Annotated in this window: 14 protein-coding genes and 1 pseudogene; 10 read left to right on the top strand and 5 right to left on the bottom strand. The window is 70.6% G+C overall.

The features are described from left to right. Positions 1-20 precede the first annotated feature (20 nt). Positions 21-734, bottom strand: a complete 714-nt coding sequence (locus SMIR_RS30930) for a TetR/AcrR family transcriptional regulator (RefSeq protein WP_212727646.1) — start codon at positions 732-734, stop codon at positions 21-23. Positions 735-798: 64 nt separating this feature from the next. Here SMIR_RS30930 and SMIR_RS30925 point away from each other — a divergent pair, with 64 nt between their 5' ends. Further along, complete coding sequence (locus SMIR_RS30925) at positions 799-1,767, top strand: efflux ABC transporter ATPase subunit, DrrA-related (protein WP_212727645.1); 969 nt, start codon at positions 799-801, stop codon at positions 1,765-1,767. Continuing rightward, complete coding sequence (locus tag SMIR_RS30920; RefSeq protein ID WP_168490253.1) at positions 1,764-2,546, top strand: ABC transporter permease; 783 nt, start codon at positions 1,764-1,766, stop codon at positions 2,544-2,546. Before SMIR_RS30925 ends, SMIR_RS30920 begins: the two co-directional genes overlap by 4 nt. 249 nt (positions 2,547-2,795) lie before the next feature. Here the strand turns inward: SMIR_RS30920 and SMIR_RS30915 are convergent, their stop codons facing one another. From SMIR_RS30915 to SMIR_RS30905, 3 genes are all read right to left on the bottom strand, one after another. Then, entirely contained in the window at positions 2,796-3,065 is a 270-nt protein-coding gene (locus SMIR_RS30915) for a hypothetical protein (RefSeq protein WP_168490254.1), read from the bottom strand. A 115-nt stretch (positions 3,066-3,180) separates the two neighbouring features. Beyond that, on the bottom strand, positions 3,181-4,005 hold the full coding sequence (locus SMIR_RS30910; protein ID WP_212727644.1) for an anti-sigma factor: 825 nt from the start codon (positions 4,003-4,005) through the stop codon (positions 3,181-3,183). Positions 4,006-4,189: 184 nt separating this feature from the next. Then, the gene (locus SMIR_RS30905) at positions 4,190-4,732 is read right to left on the bottom strand and encodes a sigma-70 family RNA polymerase sigma factor (RefSeq protein ID WP_168490255.1); all 543 of its coding nucleotides are present in this window, start codon (positions 4,730-4,732) and stop codon (positions 4,190-4,192) included. 274 nt (positions 4,733-5,006) lie between these two features. On the opposite strand from SMIR_RS30905, the gene SMIR_RS30900 reads away from it, so the two are divergent. From SMIR_RS30900 to SMIR_RS30885, 4 genes are all read left to right on the top strand, one after another. Next, positions 5,007-6,530 (top strand): DUF4331 domain-containing protein, encoded by a 1,524-nt coding sequence (locus SMIR_RS30900; RefSeq protein ID WP_168490256.1) that lies wholly within the window; start codon positions 5,007-5,009, stop codon positions 6,528-6,530. A gap of 135 nt (positions 6,531-6,665) precedes the next feature. Continuing rightward, positions 6,666-8,273: a tetratricopeptide repeat protein gene (locus SMIR_RS30895; protein ID WP_212727643.1), complete on the top strand. Its 1,608-nt coding sequence runs from the start codon at positions 6,666-6,668 to the stop codon at positions 8,271-8,273. Further along, positions 8,270-10,036: an urease accessory protein UreH domain-containing protein gene (locus tag SMIR_RS30890; protein ID WP_212727642.1), complete on the top strand. Its 1,767-nt coding sequence runs from the start codon at positions 8,270-8,272 to the stop codon at positions 10,034-10,036. Before SMIR_RS30895 ends, SMIR_RS30890 begins: the two co-directional genes overlap by 4 nt. An 84-nt stretch (positions 10,037-10,120) precedes the next feature. Beyond that, the gene (locus SMIR_RS30885) at positions 10,121-11,776 is read left to right on the top strand and encodes a serine/threonine-protein kinase (RefSeq protein ID WP_212727641.1); all 1,656 of its coding nucleotides are present in this window, start codon (positions 10,121-10,123) and stop codon (positions 11,774-11,776) included. A gap of 7 nt (positions 11,777-11,783) precedes the next feature. Here SMIR_RS30885 and SMIR_RS30880 read toward each other — a convergent pair whose 3' ends face one another. Continuing rightward, a complete protein-coding gene (locus SMIR_RS30880; RefSeq protein ID WP_168490260.1) occupies positions 11,784-12,590 on the bottom strand; it encodes an SGNH/GDSL hydrolase family protein in 807 nt (268 codons plus the stop codon). Between the two features lie 117 nt (positions 12,591-12,707). Between SMIR_RS30880 and SMIR_RS30875 the strand changes: the two are divergent. From SMIR_RS30875 to SMIR_RS30860, 4 genes and pseudogenes are all read left to right on the top strand, one after another. Next, positions 12,708-13,265: pseudogene (locus SMIR_RS30875) on the top strand (S8 family serine peptidase); the annotation flags it as partial. A gap of 221 nt (positions 13,266-13,486) precedes the next feature. After that, positions 13,487-13,915 (top strand): hypothetical protein, encoded by a 429-nt coding sequence (locus tag SMIR_RS30870; RefSeq protein ID WP_212727640.1) that lies wholly within the window; start codon positions 13,487-13,489, stop codon positions 13,913-13,915. Between the two features lie 412 nt (positions 13,916-14,327). Then, entirely contained in the window at positions 14,328-15,146 is an 819-nt protein-coding gene (locus tag SMIR_RS30865) for a glycosyltransferase family 2 protein (protein WP_054231071.1), read from the top strand. Further along, complete coding sequence (locus tag SMIR_RS30860) at positions 15,143-16,159, top strand: glycosyltransferase family 2 protein (protein ID WP_168490262.1); 1,017 nt, start codon at positions 15,143-15,145, stop codon at positions 16,157-16,159. Before SMIR_RS30865 ends, SMIR_RS30860 begins: the two co-directional genes overlap by 4 nt. The last annotated feature ends 39 nt before the right edge of the window (positions 16,160-16,198 follow it).

Genomic DNA, 16,198 nt, shown 5'->3' with positions numbered 1-16,198 from the left:
GGTCCGACAGCCGCGTAGATCTAACCCTTTGGTTCGAATGCGTCCAGCACCCGCCCCAGCGCCCGCTCGAACACCGCCTCCAGGTCGATCGGGCCCGCGTCCCGGGTGAAGGCGGCCGCCATCCGCGGATACGCGCCGGTCGCGATCCGGCTGCCGAGGTAGGCGATCCGCATCGCCTGCTCCTGCTCCTCGGACCAGGGCAGGGAGCGGGTGCGTTCGGCGGTGGCCAGTTCGTTGCCGACGTACGTCGTCACCACGCCGTTGAGCATCGCGATCAGCTCCATCTTCGTGCCGTACGACGCGTCCAGCGGGTCGAGGCAGACGAGACAGTGCTCCAGGTAGCGCAGGGCGTTGGGGCTGAAGCCGTAGACCGGGGACATCAGGCGCGGCAGCCACGGGTGGCGGTGCATGAGGGCACGGGTCTGATGGGCGACGCGGAGCATGTCGGCGCGCCAGTCGCCCGTCGGCTCCCAGGAGTCGTGCTCACCGCTGATGGCGTCAACCATCAGCTCGTACAGGTCCTCCTTGCGCGGGACGTAGTTGTACAGCGACATCGTGCCGCAGCCCAGCTCCGTGGCCACATGCCGCATCGAGACCGCTTCGAGCCCGTCCGCGTCCGCGATCCGCACCGCGGCGGCCGCGATGTCCGCCCGGCTGTACGCCGCCCGCGGACCACGGCCCGTGCGCTCGGGGCGGGCCCAGATCACTTCGGGTACGGCACTGCGCCCTGTCATGTCGTCGATCACCTCGCCACCATCCTAGTTACGTACAGCGTACGTAGTGCGCTATGGTCACCCCATGACAACTACGTACGCCGTACTTAGTGAAGGTCTGGAGAAGAGCTTCGGAACCAAGGGGGAGGTGGTCCACGCGGTGCGCGGGCTCGATCTCGCGGTGGCCGAGGGCACCGTCTGCGGGGTGCTCGGACCGAACGGCGCGGGCAAGACCACGGCGGTGCGCCTGCTCACCACGCTGCTGCGGCCCGACGCGGGGTCGGCGCGGGTCGCCGGACACGACCTCGTACGGGAGGCGGCCGCGGTGCGCGGCGCCATCGGGGTCACCGGGCAGTACGCCTCCGTCGACGGCGACCTCACCGGCCGGGAGAACCTGCGGTTGTTCGCGCGGCTGCACCGGATGCGGGACGCTCCCACGCGCGCCGGTGAACTCCTCGAACGCTTCGGGCTCGCCGAGGCCGCCGACCGGCCCGCGTCCACCTACTCGGGCGGTATGCGACGCCGCCTCGACCTCGCGGCGAGCCTGATCCGCCGCCCCGAGGTGGTCTTCCTCGACGAACCCACCACCGGGCTCGACCCGGCCAGCCGCAACCAGATCTGGGAGGCCGTGCGCGCCCTGAAGGGCGAGGGCACGACCGTAGTGCTGACCACGCAGTACCTGGAGGAGGCCGACCGGCTCGCCGACGACATCGCGCTCGTGGACCACGGCCGGGTCGCGCACACCGGATCGCCCGCCGAACTCAAGGCGCTCATCGGCTCGTACGCGGAGGTCGTCGTCGCCCACGCCGACGCGATGCCCGGCGCGGCGGCCGTCCTCGACCGGCTCACCGGCTCCGAACCGGCGTTCGCCCCGGAGCGGCACGCGGTCGGGGCGGTGACCACCGATCCGACACTGACCCTGCCCCGGCTCGTCCGTGAACTCGACGCCGCGGGGGTGCCACTGCTCGACGCGAGCCTGCGCCCACCGACGCTCGACGACGTCTTCCTGCGCCTCACCGGAGGCCGCACCGACCGCAAGGAGCTTGTGACATGAGCACGTTGGCGTACGACGGGACCGCGATGCTGGGGCGGCACCTGCGGCGGATCCGGCACAATCCGGGGCTGCTGATCCTCACCCAGTCCATGCCGATCACGATGCTGCTGTTCTTCGGCTACGTCTTCGGCAGCGCCCTCGCGACACCCGGACAGGAGTACCGCGCCTTCCTGCTGCCGGGACTGCTGGTGGCGACCGCCGCCAATGGGATCATGACCGGCATGTTCCAGGCCGCCCAGGACTCGCACCGAGGCGTGATGGACCGCTTCCGTACGCTGCCGATGAGCCGGGCCGCCGTGCCGCTCGGGCAGGCGCTCGCGGACCTCGTGGTCACCGCCGTGGGCACGGTGCCGCTGATGCTGGTCGGGCTGGCCGTGGGCTGGCGGATCGAGGGGTCGGCGCTCCGGGCGATGGCCGGCGTCGGTCTCCTGCTGTTCTTCCGGTTCGCGACGACATGGATCGGCATCGTGCTGGGGCTCGCCTCACAGAGTGAGGAGGCGGCCGGGCAACTGGGCGGTGCGACGTTCATCCTGCCGCTGCTGTCGAACGCGTACATCCCCACCGACAACCTGCCCGGCTGGCTGCGCACGGTGGCCGAGTGGAATCCGATCAGCGCGGTGACCACGGCACTGCGGGACCTCTTCGGAAACGCACCGGTACCGGGCGAGGGGGCCTGGCCGGTGACACACCCGGTGGCCGGAGCGCTGACCTGGTGCGCCGTCATCCTCGCCGTGTTCGTGCCGCTCGCCGTGCGCAGGTACGCGACCGGGGAACGATGAATCCCAACGGGGGCTCGGGCATCCGGGGTTGACGACGGCCGAGGGCCGGGAGTGAGGGGGAGACAGGAGCCACCGCGCGCCGCCGGGTGGGAACGAGGCGCACAAAAAGACGAACGGGGATGCACCCGCGCTCGGGGAGCACACCGGGGCGGCGCTGCGTGCCGTGGGGACGACGGGCGGCGAGAACGCAGCGCTTACGCCGGGGCGGTGTGGTCGCCTGAGCGCGGGTTCGAGTACCGCGCGACCGTACTAGTGGCCGCCGAACAGCGAACGACGCAACCGCTTCAGAGGGGCGAAGAGCGAGACCCGCCGTACGCGCGCGCCCCTCCCACTGCTGTCGTGCGCGGTGTCACGGGCGGTGAGCTCACGCATCAGCAAAGTCGCCTCGGCTGTCTCGCGTTGCGGGACGGCAGGGCCGCCCAGCACCGCCAGATGGCGGTCGAGGCGCGAACTGGTCGCGCTGCTCCCGCAGGTGATCGCAGGGACACGTGCCCTGCTGCGCACTGTTATCTGTTCCATGTCTCTCCCCACCCGTACGAGTCCACCCGGCCCGGGCAGGCTAACCCTATCGCTCCCTCATGGCACTCGTGTATCGCGGCAGCAGGATTCACCTTCCCCGTAAGGGTGTTGACGGTCACTCTCCGAATCCAACCGATTTCAGGGCGAGTTGCACAACTGGCGTGGTGGTGGGCTGTGCCGAGCCCCCCTGGGGCTCGACGGTGACAGCGAGTGACGTGGCGTTCGTATTCAGTCCGTCGGCCATCAAGGGCGTGTCGCCCTCGAAGAGCCCGAGGGAGCGCGGTTGCACGTTGGGGCGCATGAGCCACAACTGGTGCACGCGCCCCCCCGACGGAGTACCGAGTCCGCTCAGGGTCACGACGGCGCGCCGCTCCGATGCGGAGGCAACCACTCCGATTCCGCGGCCCTGTGAATCCCTGTCACTCGTCGCCCGGGCGTCGGGGGCCGCCAGAACGTGGGCGATCTCACGTGCCTGGGCCCGCTCCTGGTCCAGCTTGTCCTGGGTCTGTGTCGCCTGGACGGCGAAGAGGGACGCCACGACGAGCGCCGCGGCGGCGGTGGCGGTGGAGAGCGGGACGAGCAGCGACCGGAAGCGCGGGGTCCGGCCGCGCGCGGGCCCGTGCGCCGCGCGCCCACGGGGCACGCCGTTCGGCAACGCCTGCGACGGGTGCGCGGGGTGCGACGGGTCCGGCGCCTCTTGAGGAGTCGTGCGTACGGCGGTCAGGACCCGTTCGCGCAGGGCGGCCGGGGCGGGTGCCGCGGTGGACCAGGCGAGCCGCACCGCGTCCTCGCCCAGCTCCCGCACCTCGGCCTCGCACCGGGGGCAGCCCCGCAGATGGCGCTCGAAGCGGCGGCGTTCGTCGGGTTCCAGTGCGTCGAGAGCGTAGGGCGCGGCGAGCGAGTGCAGATCGCGGCGCAGCAGACGGTCGAGGACGCTCATACGACGCCTCCCTGGGGGTGCGGGGCGCGGCTGGGCAGTTCCAGGGCGCGGAGACGGGGGTGCCGGGAGCCGGAGGGAAGGCGCCGCGGGTGTGGAACACGACCCTGGCGGGCGAACTCGAACGTCGGTGCGGGGGCTTGACGGCCCGGCACGCCGTCCGCATGGCGCGGAGTCCGACGCGCGCTCATGCCACACCTCCCAGGCAGTGGCGCAACCGTGTCAGACCGTCGCGCATGCGTGTCTTGACCGTCCCGAGCGGCAGGGAGAGGCGTTCGGCGACTTCGCGGTAGGTGTAGCCGTCGTAGTAGGCGAGGGTGACGGACTGCCGTTGCAGGGTGGTGAGCCGCTCCAGGCAGCGGCGTACCCACTCGCGTTCGAGCCCGGCCTCCACCTCCTCGGCGACCTGGTCGAAGGCGGGATGATGGGCGCGCTGCCCCTCGCGCTGCTCGCGTTCGGTGGCCGCGCGGGCGCTGCGTACCCGGTCGACGGCCCGCCGGTGCGCGAGGGTGAGGATCCAGGACAGGGCGCTGCCCCGGCCGGGGTCGAACCGAGCGGCGGAGCGCCAGAGTTCGAGCAGCACCTCCTGGGACACCTCCTCCGACTGGGCCGCGTCCCGCACGACGCGGCGTACGAGTCCGAACACGGGCCCGGACACCTGCCCGTACAGCTCCTCGAATGCCTTCTGGTCGCCTCCGGCCACGAGCACCAGAAGTTCGTCCGCCTCCACTCGTTCCCCCCTCTCCGGCCGCGCGCGGCCTGTCCCTGCACCTACATGTTCGCAGCGCGAGCGCCTCCGGATGGGTTACGGATCACGGCAGTCAAAACGCGGGTCGGTTGCCAAAGAGTGATGAGGGGTCTCTGAGAGCGCCGTGAAAGAAACCGGCCCGACGATGAAACGAGCCGCGAAACCCGCCGTAAGAACGTTTGGGATTCGACCAATCCACCCCGGCGACCGCTCCGAATGGCGTGCGTCAGGCAATTGGGATCTGAGGACGGACGGCATGACACCTATCTCCAGGAGTGGCTTGGGACGCAGGAGTCTCGCGACCCTCGTCTGCGGTGCGCTGGCTGCCGGGGGGCTCGTAGCCGCCGGCGTAGCCGCGCTGGACCCCGGGGCGGCCTCCGCCTCCAGTCACCGGGAGGCCCCGCTGATCTCGGGTACTCCCCAGTACGACAACACCGACCTGTACGCCTTCGTCAGCCCGGACAAGCCGGACACGACGACGGTCATCGCGAACTTCATACCCTTCGAGGAGCCGGCCGGCGGGCCGAACTTCTACACGTTCGCCGACGACGCCCAGTACGACATCCACATCGACAACAACGGTGACGCGCAGAGCGAGCTGGTGTACCGGTACACCTTCAAGACGCACCGCAAGAACGGCGACACGTTCCTCTACAACACGGGTCCGGTCAACAGCCTCGACGACCCGGACCTGAACATCACGCAGACCTACGACATCGATCTGCTGCGGCTGCACAACCAGAAGCTGGTCTCCAAGACGAAGGTCGCGGACGACATCCCGGTCGCCCCGTCGAACGTCGGCAAGGCCTCGATGCCGGACTACACGAAGCTGCGCAACCAGGCCGTGTACAAGCTCGCGGGCGACTCGACGACCTTCGCCGGCCAGGCGGACGACCCCTTCTTCGCCGATCTGCGGGTCTTCGACCTGCTGTACGGCGGCAACCTGTCCGAGGTCGGGCGGGACACGCTCAAGGGCTACAACGTCAACACACTGGCCCTGCAGGTGCCCAACTACATGATCCAGGAGTCGTCGAAGCAGCCGATCGTCGGCATCTGGTCCACCGTCCAGCGCAAGGACGCCCGCGGCTACTACACGCAGGTCTCGCGCCTGGGCAGCCCGCTGGTCAACGAGGTCGTCAACCCGCAGAAGGACAAGGACAAGTTCAACGCGTCCTCGCCCTGGGACGACGCGCAGTTCCTGAAGAACGTGACCAACCCGGAGCTGCCCAAGCTCATCGAGGCGATCTACAAGATCAAGGCGCCCGCCGAGCCGCGCAACGACCTGGTCGACGTGTTCCTGAAGGGCGTGAAGGGCCTCAACCAGCCGCCCAAGGTGCGCCCGGCGGAGGAACTGCGGCTCAACACCTCGATCAAGCCCAGCATGCACCCCAAGCGGCTCGGTGTGCTCGACGGCGACAACGCGGGCTTCCCGAACGGCCGTCGGCTCGCCGACGACGTGATCGATGCCTCGCTGCGGGTCGTCGAGGGCGAACTCCTCGGCCAGAAGACCGGTCTGTCGGACTCGGTCGACAAGAACGACAAGAGCTTCGAGAAGTCGTTCCCCTACGTGGCCGAGCCCACCTCGGGTTCGCGTGGACCGCTGGCGAAGGGCACCGGCAGCAGCGTCAAGAACCAGCTGGGTGACGCCCTTCAGTCGGGCACCGGCGGCACCAACACCATGCTGATCGCGGGCTCCGCGGCAGCGGGCGTGGCCGGGGTCCTGCTGATCGGCGCCGGTGTCATGTGGTGGCGCCGCCGCATGTACAACCGGGCCTACTGACCGGCCCTGGCGACCGGGCCCGTTGACCGGGCCCGGTCCACCGACTGGCGCGGCCCGCAACCATCACCCCCACGGCGGGCCGCGCCGCCCCACCCCCACGACGACCGTTCACCCCAAGGACTTTGAGGAGAGGGCATGTCCCCGCGTACGAACGAGAGCGCGCCGGAGGGCGAGCCCGACGAGGTGACGACGGCCGACCCACAGCCTCCGCACCACGCTCCCGAGCCCGAAGCCAAGCTGCCGGTGGCCGAGGACCACCTGCCCGAACCCGAAGCCAAGCAGCCCACGGCCGAAGACCACCTGCCCGAACCCGAAGCCAAGCAGCCCACGGCCGAAGACCACCTGCCCGTGCCAGAGGACCAGCTGCCCACGGCCGATGAACGCGTCGCCGCCGTCCGGCGGGTGTCCGCCTCGACACGCCGCTGGCGTGCGGCCCAACTCGGCCTCTGCGCCGCTTCGTTGGCGCTCGCTCTCACCGCCGGAGCGGTGATCGTCGGGGCCCTGCGGGACGGCTCGGGCACCGCGGTCGCCGCCACCAGCGGCGCCGTGTCACCGGAGTTGCTGGCCGGCGGGGACCTCGACGCCAGCATCACCTCGCTGCAGGCCCATCTCCGCACCCAGCCCAAGGACTTCGACAGCTGGGCCACCCTCGGACTCGCCTACGTCGAGCAGGCCCGCACCAAGGGCGACCCCTCCCGCTACCCCCAGGCACAGCAGGCACTGGACCGCTCCCTGAAGCTGCGCCCCGACAACGAGTCGGCGCTCGCGGGCCGCGCCGCCCTCGCCGCGGCACGGCACGACTTCACCGGCGCCCTGACCTACGCGGACAAGGTGCTGAAGGAGAACCCGTACAGCGAGCGCGCCCTCTCCTCCCGTATCGACGCACTCGTCGAACTCGGCCGCTACGCCGACGCCTCGAAGGCCGCCGACCTGGCCGACTCGCGCCGGCCGGGCGTCCCCGTCTTCACCCGGTACGCCTACGTCCACGAGCTGCGCGGCGATGTGAAGACCGCCCGCCGCGTCCTTCAGCAGGCGCTCGACACGGCGACGAGCCGGGGCGACGTCTCGTACGTGGCGGCGGCGCTCGGCCAACTCGCCTGGAACCAGGGCGACTACGACTCCGCGCTGAAGTACTACGCCCGAGCCCTGGCCGCCGACGACAGCTACCTCCCCGCGCTCGAGGGCCGCGCCCGCGCCCAGGCCGCGAAGGGCGACCAGGCGGCGGCGATCAAGGGCATGGAACAGGTCGTGGAGCGCTATCCGCTCCCCCAACCGCTCGTCGAACTGGGCGAGTTGTACGAGGCACGCGGCCGGGCCGGCGACGCGCAGAAGGCCCGTGACCAGTACTCCCTGGTGACCGCCTGGGTCTCGCTGGCCCACTCCTATGGTGTCAACGCCGACCTGGACACCGCCCTCGCCGCCGCCGACCACGGCAACCGGGGGGACGCGCTCAAGGCGGCCCGCGCCGAGTGGGCCCGCCGCCACACCGTGCACACGGCGGACGCGCTCGCCTGGGCGCTGCACGTCAACGGCCGCGACAAGGAGGCCCTGCCGTACGCCCGCCAGGCCACGGCCACCGGCTATCGCAACGCGTCCTTCCTCTACCACCGCGGCATGATCGAGCGCGCCACCGGAAACGAGAAAGAGGCCCGCGCCTCGCTGAAGTCGGCGCTCGACCTGAACGCGGGCTTCTCACCCCTGGGTGCCCGTGCGGCGCGCAAGGCTCTGGGGGAGGGCAAGTGAGGCCCCCTCGAACGCGCGGTCGGCGGGCGAAGACCCCGCAGGGGAGGTCGCGTCGCCTGTTCGCCTCCTGCGCGGCCGTCCTCACCGCAGCCTGCGCCCTCGTCCTCGTCCCCACCGGGGCCGCGAGCGCGCATCCGCTCGGCAACTTCACCGTCAACCGGTACGACGGACTCGTCGCCGCCCCCGGGCAGCTGCGCGTCGACCATGTCGAGGACCTCGCCGAGATCCCGGCCACCCAGGCCAAGCCCGACCTGGCGAAGCTCGGTATGACGGACTGGGCCCGGCAGCGCTGCGAGACGGCCGCGACCGGCAGCAGGGTCACCGTCGACGGACATCCGGCCGCGCTCTCCGTCGCCACGAGCCGAGCGAAGCTGCGCCCCGGGCAGGCCGGGCTCAACACCCTGCGTGTGGAGTGCCGGTTGACGGCCGCGCTGCCCAAGCAGGGCACGGTCTCCCTCCGCTTCCACAGCGCCGGGGCCGACCGGGGACCCGGCTGGCGCGAGATCACCGCGCGCGGCGACCGGATGACGCTCACCGCCTCGGACATACCGACCAAGTCGGTGTCGCACGAACTGACCAGCTACCCCAAGGCGCTGCTCTCCTCCCCCGCCGACACCGCGACCGCGTCCCTGCGGATACGCCCCGGCGGCCCCGCCCTCGCCGAGGAACGGACGGAGGCCCCCGGCGCCTCCGTGCTGCCCCGGGGCGCCGACCGCTGGACCGAGGCGCTGAACAACCTGGTGGCCCGCCATCACCTCACCGTCGGCTTCGCCGCGCTGGCCCTGGTCATCTCCGTGTTCCTGGGCGCGATGCACGCACTCGCGCCCGGTCACGGCAAGACCCTGATGGCCGCGACGGCCGCGGCGCGCGGCGGCAAGGCGGGGCTGCGTGACGTCCTGCCGCTGGCCGCCTCCGTCACGGTCACCCACACCCTGGGCGTGGTCGCCCTCGGCCTCCTGGTGACGGCCGGTTCGGCCGCGGCGCCCTCCGTGATCGCGTGGCTCGGCATCGCCAGCGGCGTCCTGGTGACCTTCGCGGGCGCCACGCTCGTACGCCGGGCCTGGCGCAACCGGCCGCGGCGACCCGGGCTTGAGCACGCCCACGGACACGCGCACGACCACCCCCATGACCACCACGCGCACAGCCACGCTGACGACCACGAGCACGAGCACGCCGAAGAGCACGAACGCCCCCTGGTCCTCGCCCACGCCCACGCTTCCGCCACGACGGCAGCGGCGGCGACGACGGACAGCAAGCCGCACACACACGGGCACGAGCGCGGACATTCCCACGACCACGACTACGACCATGGCCACCACCACGACCACGCGCACCCCCACCCCCAGTCGCACGACCACGCCGCCTCCCCCACCCTCGAACACACCCACGGCGGCTTCACCCACACCCACGAAGTGGCCCCCACCCTCCGCGGCACGATCCTGCTCGGATTCGCCGGCGGACTCGTGCCCAGCCCCTCCGCCGTGGTCGTCCTGGTGGGCGCGGCGGCGCTGGGACAGGCGTGGTTCGGCCTACTTCTCGTCCTGGCGTACGGCGTCGGACTCGCCCTGACGCTCACGGCGGCCGGGTTCGCCGTCGTCAAGCTGAACGACGGGATGAACCGGGCGCTGGCGAAGCGTCCCCGGTGGGCCGGGGGACCGACCGCGGCCCTGATCCGCAGGACCGCCCCCCTGGGTTCGGCGTTGATCGTCATCGCCCTTGGGGCTGGATTGGTGTTCAAGGGGGCGGCATCCGCACTCGGCTGAGCTACTTTTGTGGAGAAATCACGCGAAGAGACATCGTGAAAAGACATCACGCGGATGCACAGCGGATACGAATGGGGGACACCCGTGTCCGAAGAGCCGGGCAGTGAACGTGTGATCGCGGGCCGCTACCGTCTCCTCTCCCCCTTGGGCGAGGGCGGTATGGGGACCGTGTGGCGCGCCCGTGACGAGGTGCTGCACCGCGAGGTCGCCGTCAAGGAGGTCCGCGCGCCCGCCGGGATCCCGGCGGGCGACGTGGAGCGGATGTACGCCCGGCTGGAGCGCGAGGCGTGGGCCGCGGCCCGGGTCGCGAACCGCAATGTGGTGACGGTGTACGACGTGGCGACGCAGGACGGCCGCCCCTGGATCGTCATGGAGATCGTGCGCGGCATCGCCCTGTCCGATCTGCTGGACTCCGAGGGTCCGCAGTCGCCGCAGCGCGCCGCCGACATCGGTGCCGAGGTGCTCTCCGCCCTGCGGGCCGCGCACGAGGCCGGGGTGCTGCACCGCGATGTGAAGCCGGCCAACGTGCTGCTGTCGAACGAGGGCCGGGTCGTCCTCACGGACTTCGGTATCGCGACGGTCGAGGGCAGTTCGGCGCTGACGATGACGGGCGAGGTCATCGGTTCGCCCGAGTTCCTCGCCCCCGAGCGGGCGCTCGGTCGTACGCCCGGGCCCGAGTCCGACCTGTGGTCGCTCGGGGTCCTCTTGTACGCGACGGTCGAGGGCAACTCGCCCTTCCGTCACAACACCCCGCTGAGCACGCTGCGGGCCATCGTCGACGAGCCGCTGCCGCCGCCGCGTCGCGCGGGGCCGCTCGCGCCCGTGATCGAGGGTCTGCTGAGGAAGGACCCGGCCGAGCGGCTGAGCGCCGCGCAGGCCGAGAGCGATCTGCGGCTCGTCGCCGCGGGCGGCTCCCCGGCCGCGGGACCGCCTTCGCCGGCCGCCCAGTCGCCGACGATCTCCTCGTTCTCCCAACCCGCGCCGCGGCCGCCGGGATTCGGGCCTCCCATGGCGCCGTCCCGGACCCGTCCACAAGGACCGCAGCCGGGTTACACGCCCTACCCGCCGCCCCACGACTCCCCCACCTCGACGGAACCCGTCCGCAACCGGCGCGCGGCCGCCGCCGTGATCGCGGGCGTGATCGCGCTCGCACTCGCGCTGGGCGGACTGACGTACGCCTTGGTGAACCGTGACAACGGCGGCGGGAGCAGCAACGACAGCAGCGGAAGTGGCACCAAGAGCGGCTCCGGCGGCGGGATTTCGCCGTCCGCGAGCAAGAGCGGGAGCAACAGCGCCGCGCCCGGCGGTTCCACTCCCTCGGCCAGTCCGTCGAGCAGCGCTCGTACGAGTTCGCCGCCGGCCCAGTCCGTGCAGGTGACGGTCGCGGGTGCGCACACCGACTATTCCGGTTCCTGCCCGCCGCCCCAGGCCCAGGCGCCGACCTTCACGGCGACCTTCACGGTGGGCCGTGTACCGGTGGACGTCGAGTACCGCTGGGTGTTGAAGACGGGCGAGGTGTCCGACCCGGGCTGGAAGACCCTGTCGTTCTCGTCGGACGGTGGCAGGACCAAACAGAAGTCGATCTTCTTGTCGACGTACAACGCGAGCGGGATCTTCCAGAACGAGATCAGCGTGGAGGTCCGCAGCCCCGTCCGGACGACGTCCAACTCGGTGCCGTTCTCGGTGACATGTGTGACGGAGACCCCGTCGGACGAGGCCTCCGCTTCCACGTCTCCGTGAGGGGTGGTCAGGCCGCCGAGGTGAAGACCGGCAGATAGCCGCCGGAGTGTCCGGCCGCGGTCGGGTGGTACGACTCGGTGATGTTCAGCAGGTTCAGGCTGTGCAGCCAGGCACTGCCCGAGCAGAGCTCGTGCCCGGTGAAGGTGCTCCTGACGTCGCCGAAGGTGAAGCCGTGGTCGGCGGCGCGCTTGGCGATGGCGCTGTCCAGGTAGTCGGCCGCGTCGTTGATCGCGGCGCGCTTGGTGTCGGAGAGGCCGAGGCAGGTCGCGCCCAGTTCGTAGAACCTGGGGTAGCCGAGGACGACCACGTGGGCGGCGGGCGCCTTCGAGCTGATCGCGGAGTAGACGGAGTCGAGTTGGCCGGGGAGCGTGGAGTCGACGTAGGCCTTGGCGGTGGCGATGCGGGACAGGCAGCCGCTGTCGGACTGGAGCACACACGTCGTCATGACGTCCGCGAAGCCCGCGTCGTTGCCGCCGATGCTGAGAGAGACAAGGCCGGTGGAGGAGCTGAGCGGGCCCAGCTGGTTCGCCAGGACATCACCTGTACGGGCCCCCGAGCAGGCCGTGAAGTCGAAGGACGAGGGTGAATGGGCGGCGGCCCAGAGGTAGGGGTACGCCTTCGTGCTGCGCAAGCAGTCGCCGCTTGAGCTGATGTAGCTGCCCGCGCCGACACCGGACGCATAGGAGTCGCCGAGGGCCACGTAGCCGGTGGCCGCGACGGTTCCGGACGCCTGCGCCGTCGCAGCCCCGGTGAGGGCGAAGCCGACGGCGAGGAGGAGTGAGGTCACGTATGCCGTAATTCGGGAACGTCTCATGGAACCTCCCTTTAGCAGGATCTCTGCCACAACTGTCGTAGCAGCTACGCGTGTTGACAGGAAGTGTCCATGCCAAGACTTTTCGGCCCCTGCCGCCGTCGCCCGTGACACCCGAACGTGTCGGTGCGGGTGCTCGACAACTCCGGTTCCGGCACCACCGCCGGCGTGATCGCGGGCATCGACTGGGTGACCGGCAACCACAGCGGTCCCTCGGTCGCCAACATGTCGCTGGGCGGCGGCGCCTCCACCTCGCTGGACAGCGCCGTCGCGAACTCCATCGCGAGCGGCGTGACCTACGCGGTCGCGGCGGGCAACAACGGGGCCAGCGCCTCCTCGTACTCCCCCGCCCGGGTCGGCGCGGCGATCACCGTCGGCGCCACCACCAGCACGGACGCCAAGGCCAGTTACTCCAACTACGGCTCCGTCCTGGACGTCTTCGCCCCCGGCTCCTCCATCACTGCGGGCTGGAACACCAGCGACACCGCCACGAACACCATCTCCGGTACGTCGATGGCCACCCCGCACGTCGCGGGCGCGGCCGCCGTCTACCTCGCGGGCCACACCTCCGCCACCCCGGCACAGGTCGCCACGGCTCTGGTGAACGGGGCCACGACGGGCAAGGTCACCAGCCCGGGCTCCGGCTCCCCGAACCGGCTGCTGAAGATCGTCCCGTGACATCTCGGGAAGATCGCCCCGTGACGCCCCAACCCGCCTGAACCGCAACGCAGTTCCCCGGAGGCAGCCGGCCCCTCCGGGGAACACGCGGTGAACACTCGTGCCACATGTTTGAAGTCGACCGAGAAGCCCCCATGAGTGCCTACCGCATCTTGACGGCCCCCAGCCCGCTGCGCGACATTGAAGCCCGGCATCCGGCGCGTCGGGGGGCAAAGTCGCCAATGCAGACCATAGGCATCAAGTCACCTTCATCAGACAGTGACCAGCGGTCGGGACAGGATCCGGGGAGGGACCTGGTCCCGCTGCTCGCGGGCATGGCGGTGGCCGTCGCGGGGGTCGGCGCGGTACTCGCGCTCGCCGACGTGAACTCTTCCCTGCGCGGCCCGTTCACGCTCTTCTTCCTGCTCGCCGCACCGGGAGCCGCCATCGGGGCCGCGCTGCGCGGACTGGATCCCTTCGCCCGCACGGTGGTGTCCGTCGCGGGAGCGATCGCCGTCGACCTCCTCGTCGCCCAGGGCATGCTGGCGGTGCACCGGTGGTCGGTCCACGGCGGAATCGTGGCCGTGACGGCGATCAGCTCTCTCGTTCTCCTCCTGGTGGTGGTACGGCGAGTGCGCAAACGGATGGGGAAAATCCGTTCGAGTCGTTAGGTAACGGTCAAACCAACAAAAACGTGAGGCGTCGTTCCAGGCCTTGCCATATGGACGCAATCGTCAATACCGTCATACATCTCACCCGCATCGGACCATCACGCACATGCGATCTAGGGGAGGGCTCAAGATCGCGAAGAGGGCCCGGCGCGGGGCGCGGTAGGGGGGTGCCGTGCTCGGTGACCACACTTGTGCCGAGTCGTGCCGCGCGACCGGTTTCCGCATCCGGAATTCCGTCCTCGGGCTTCCGTCTTCGGACTTCTGTCTTCGGAATCGGCCAGCTTTGCCAGCTCACCCGGCATGCACGGAGATCCATTTCGTCATGCCGTAAGTGAGAACCCCCCTTTCGAACCGGACTAAAAGCCGGACCGCCCAGGGGCGGGCGGTCCACCGGACGAGAGGGACCAGACTCATGAGCTCAGTCCTGCGCCCAGCCGTATCGGGCGAAGATCCGTTAATGGCCGGCAAATACCGGCCGATCTCCTCTCACCTGGCCATTGCGCCGCCGGTGAGTGTCGTGATTCCCGCCATGAATGAGGCGGAGAATCTCCCGTACGTCTTCAAGACCCTTCCCGCCTGGATACACGAAGTGGTTCTTGTCGACGGCAATTCCACCGACAACACCGTCGAAGTGGCCCGTGAACTGTGGCCCGACGTCAAGGTCGTCGAGCAGCAGGGAAAGGGCAAGGGCGACGCCCTGATCACCGGATTCGAGGCGTGCACCGGCGACATCATCGTGATGGTCGACGCGGACGGCTCGGCCGACGGCCACGAGATCGTGTCGTATGTGTCCGCGCTGGTGTCCGGGGCGGACTTCGCCAAGGGCTCGCGGTTCGCCAACGGCGGCGGCACCTCCGACATGACACCGATCCGCAAGCTGGGCAACCGCGTGCTCTGCGCGGCCGTCAACGCCAAGTTCGGCGCCCGCTACACCGACCTCTGCTACGGCTACAACGCGTTCTGGCGGCACTGCCTGGACCAGATCGAACTCGACTGCACCGGCTTCGAGGTCGAGACCCTGATGAACATCCGGGTGGTCAAGGCCGGGCTCAAGGTGCAGGAGATACCCAGCCACGAGTACCTCCGCATCCACGGCACGAGCAATCTGCGGGCCGTGCGCGACGGGTTCCGGGTGCTCAAGGTGATCATGGGTGAGCGTTCCAACCGGCGTGCTCTGCGCCGCAGGCCGCACGCCGCCCAGCTCGACTCGGGCCAGGGAGAGGTGTCTTGAGCAGTCCCGACATCTCTGTGGTGATCTGCGTCTACACCGAGGACCGCTGGGAGGACATCGTCGCGGCGGTCTCCTCGGTGCGGGCGCAGTCGCTGCCCGCTCTGGAGACGCTCCTCGTCGTGGACCACAACGCCACCCTGCTCGACCGGCTGAGCAGGGAGTACAAGGAGACCGACGCGGTACGGGTGCTCGCCAACGCGGGCCCGCGCGGCCTGTCCGCGGGCCGCAACACCGGGATCGCCGTCGCGCACGGCGAGATCATCGCGTTCCTCGACGACGACGCCGTGGCCGAGCGCGACTGGCTGCGCCACTTCGCCTCGGGGTACGCCGACCCGCGGGTCATGGCCGTCGGCGGCCGTACGATGCCGATCTGGGCGTCGGGGCGCCGGCCCGCCTGGTTCCCCGAGGAGTTCGACTGGGTGGTGGGCTGCACGTACAAGGGGCTGCCGCCGGGCCGGGTCCAGGTCCGCAACGTCCTGGGCGGAAACGCTTCTTTCCGTCGTACGGCGTTCGACGCGGCGGGCGGCTTCGCGACCGGCATCGGCCGCGACGGCGACAAGCGTCCGCTGGGCTGCGAGGAGACGGAGCTGTGCATCCGCCTCACCCGTGCCCGCCCGGACGCGATCCTGCTGATCGACGACCGCGCGGTCATCCACCATCGGGTGCCCGAACCACGCGAGCACTTCGCGTACTTCCGCACCCGCGCCTACGCCGAGGGCCTCTCCAAGGCCCTGGTCGCCCGGAGCGTCGGCGCCGACAAGGGCCTCGAGTCGGAACGCCGCTACACGACCCGCGTCCTGCCCGCCGGGGTGGCCCGCGGACTGCGCGACGCCCTGCTCGCCCGCCCCGGCGGCGCGGGCCGAGCGGGCGCCATCGTGGCCGGTGTTCTGACGGCGGCCGGGGGGTACGTACTCGGCAGCGTCCGGGCCCGCAGGGGCGGCGCCACGTTCACCGTGGCGGAGATCGAGAACGGGATCGGGAGCGGTCCGGGACGCGAGGGGGCGGCGGCATGACCACAGGAGGACCCCCGCGGGTCGCGGGAGGTGTGGCGG

It is taken from the genome of Streptomyces mirabilis, from assembly GCF_018310535.1.
GTDB lineage: Bacteria > Actinomycetota > Actinomycetes > Streptomycetales > Streptomycetaceae > Streptomyces.
The sequence above is the reverse complement of the archived record's forward strand: the minus strand, read 5'-3'. Positions and strand labels throughout refer to the sequence as shown.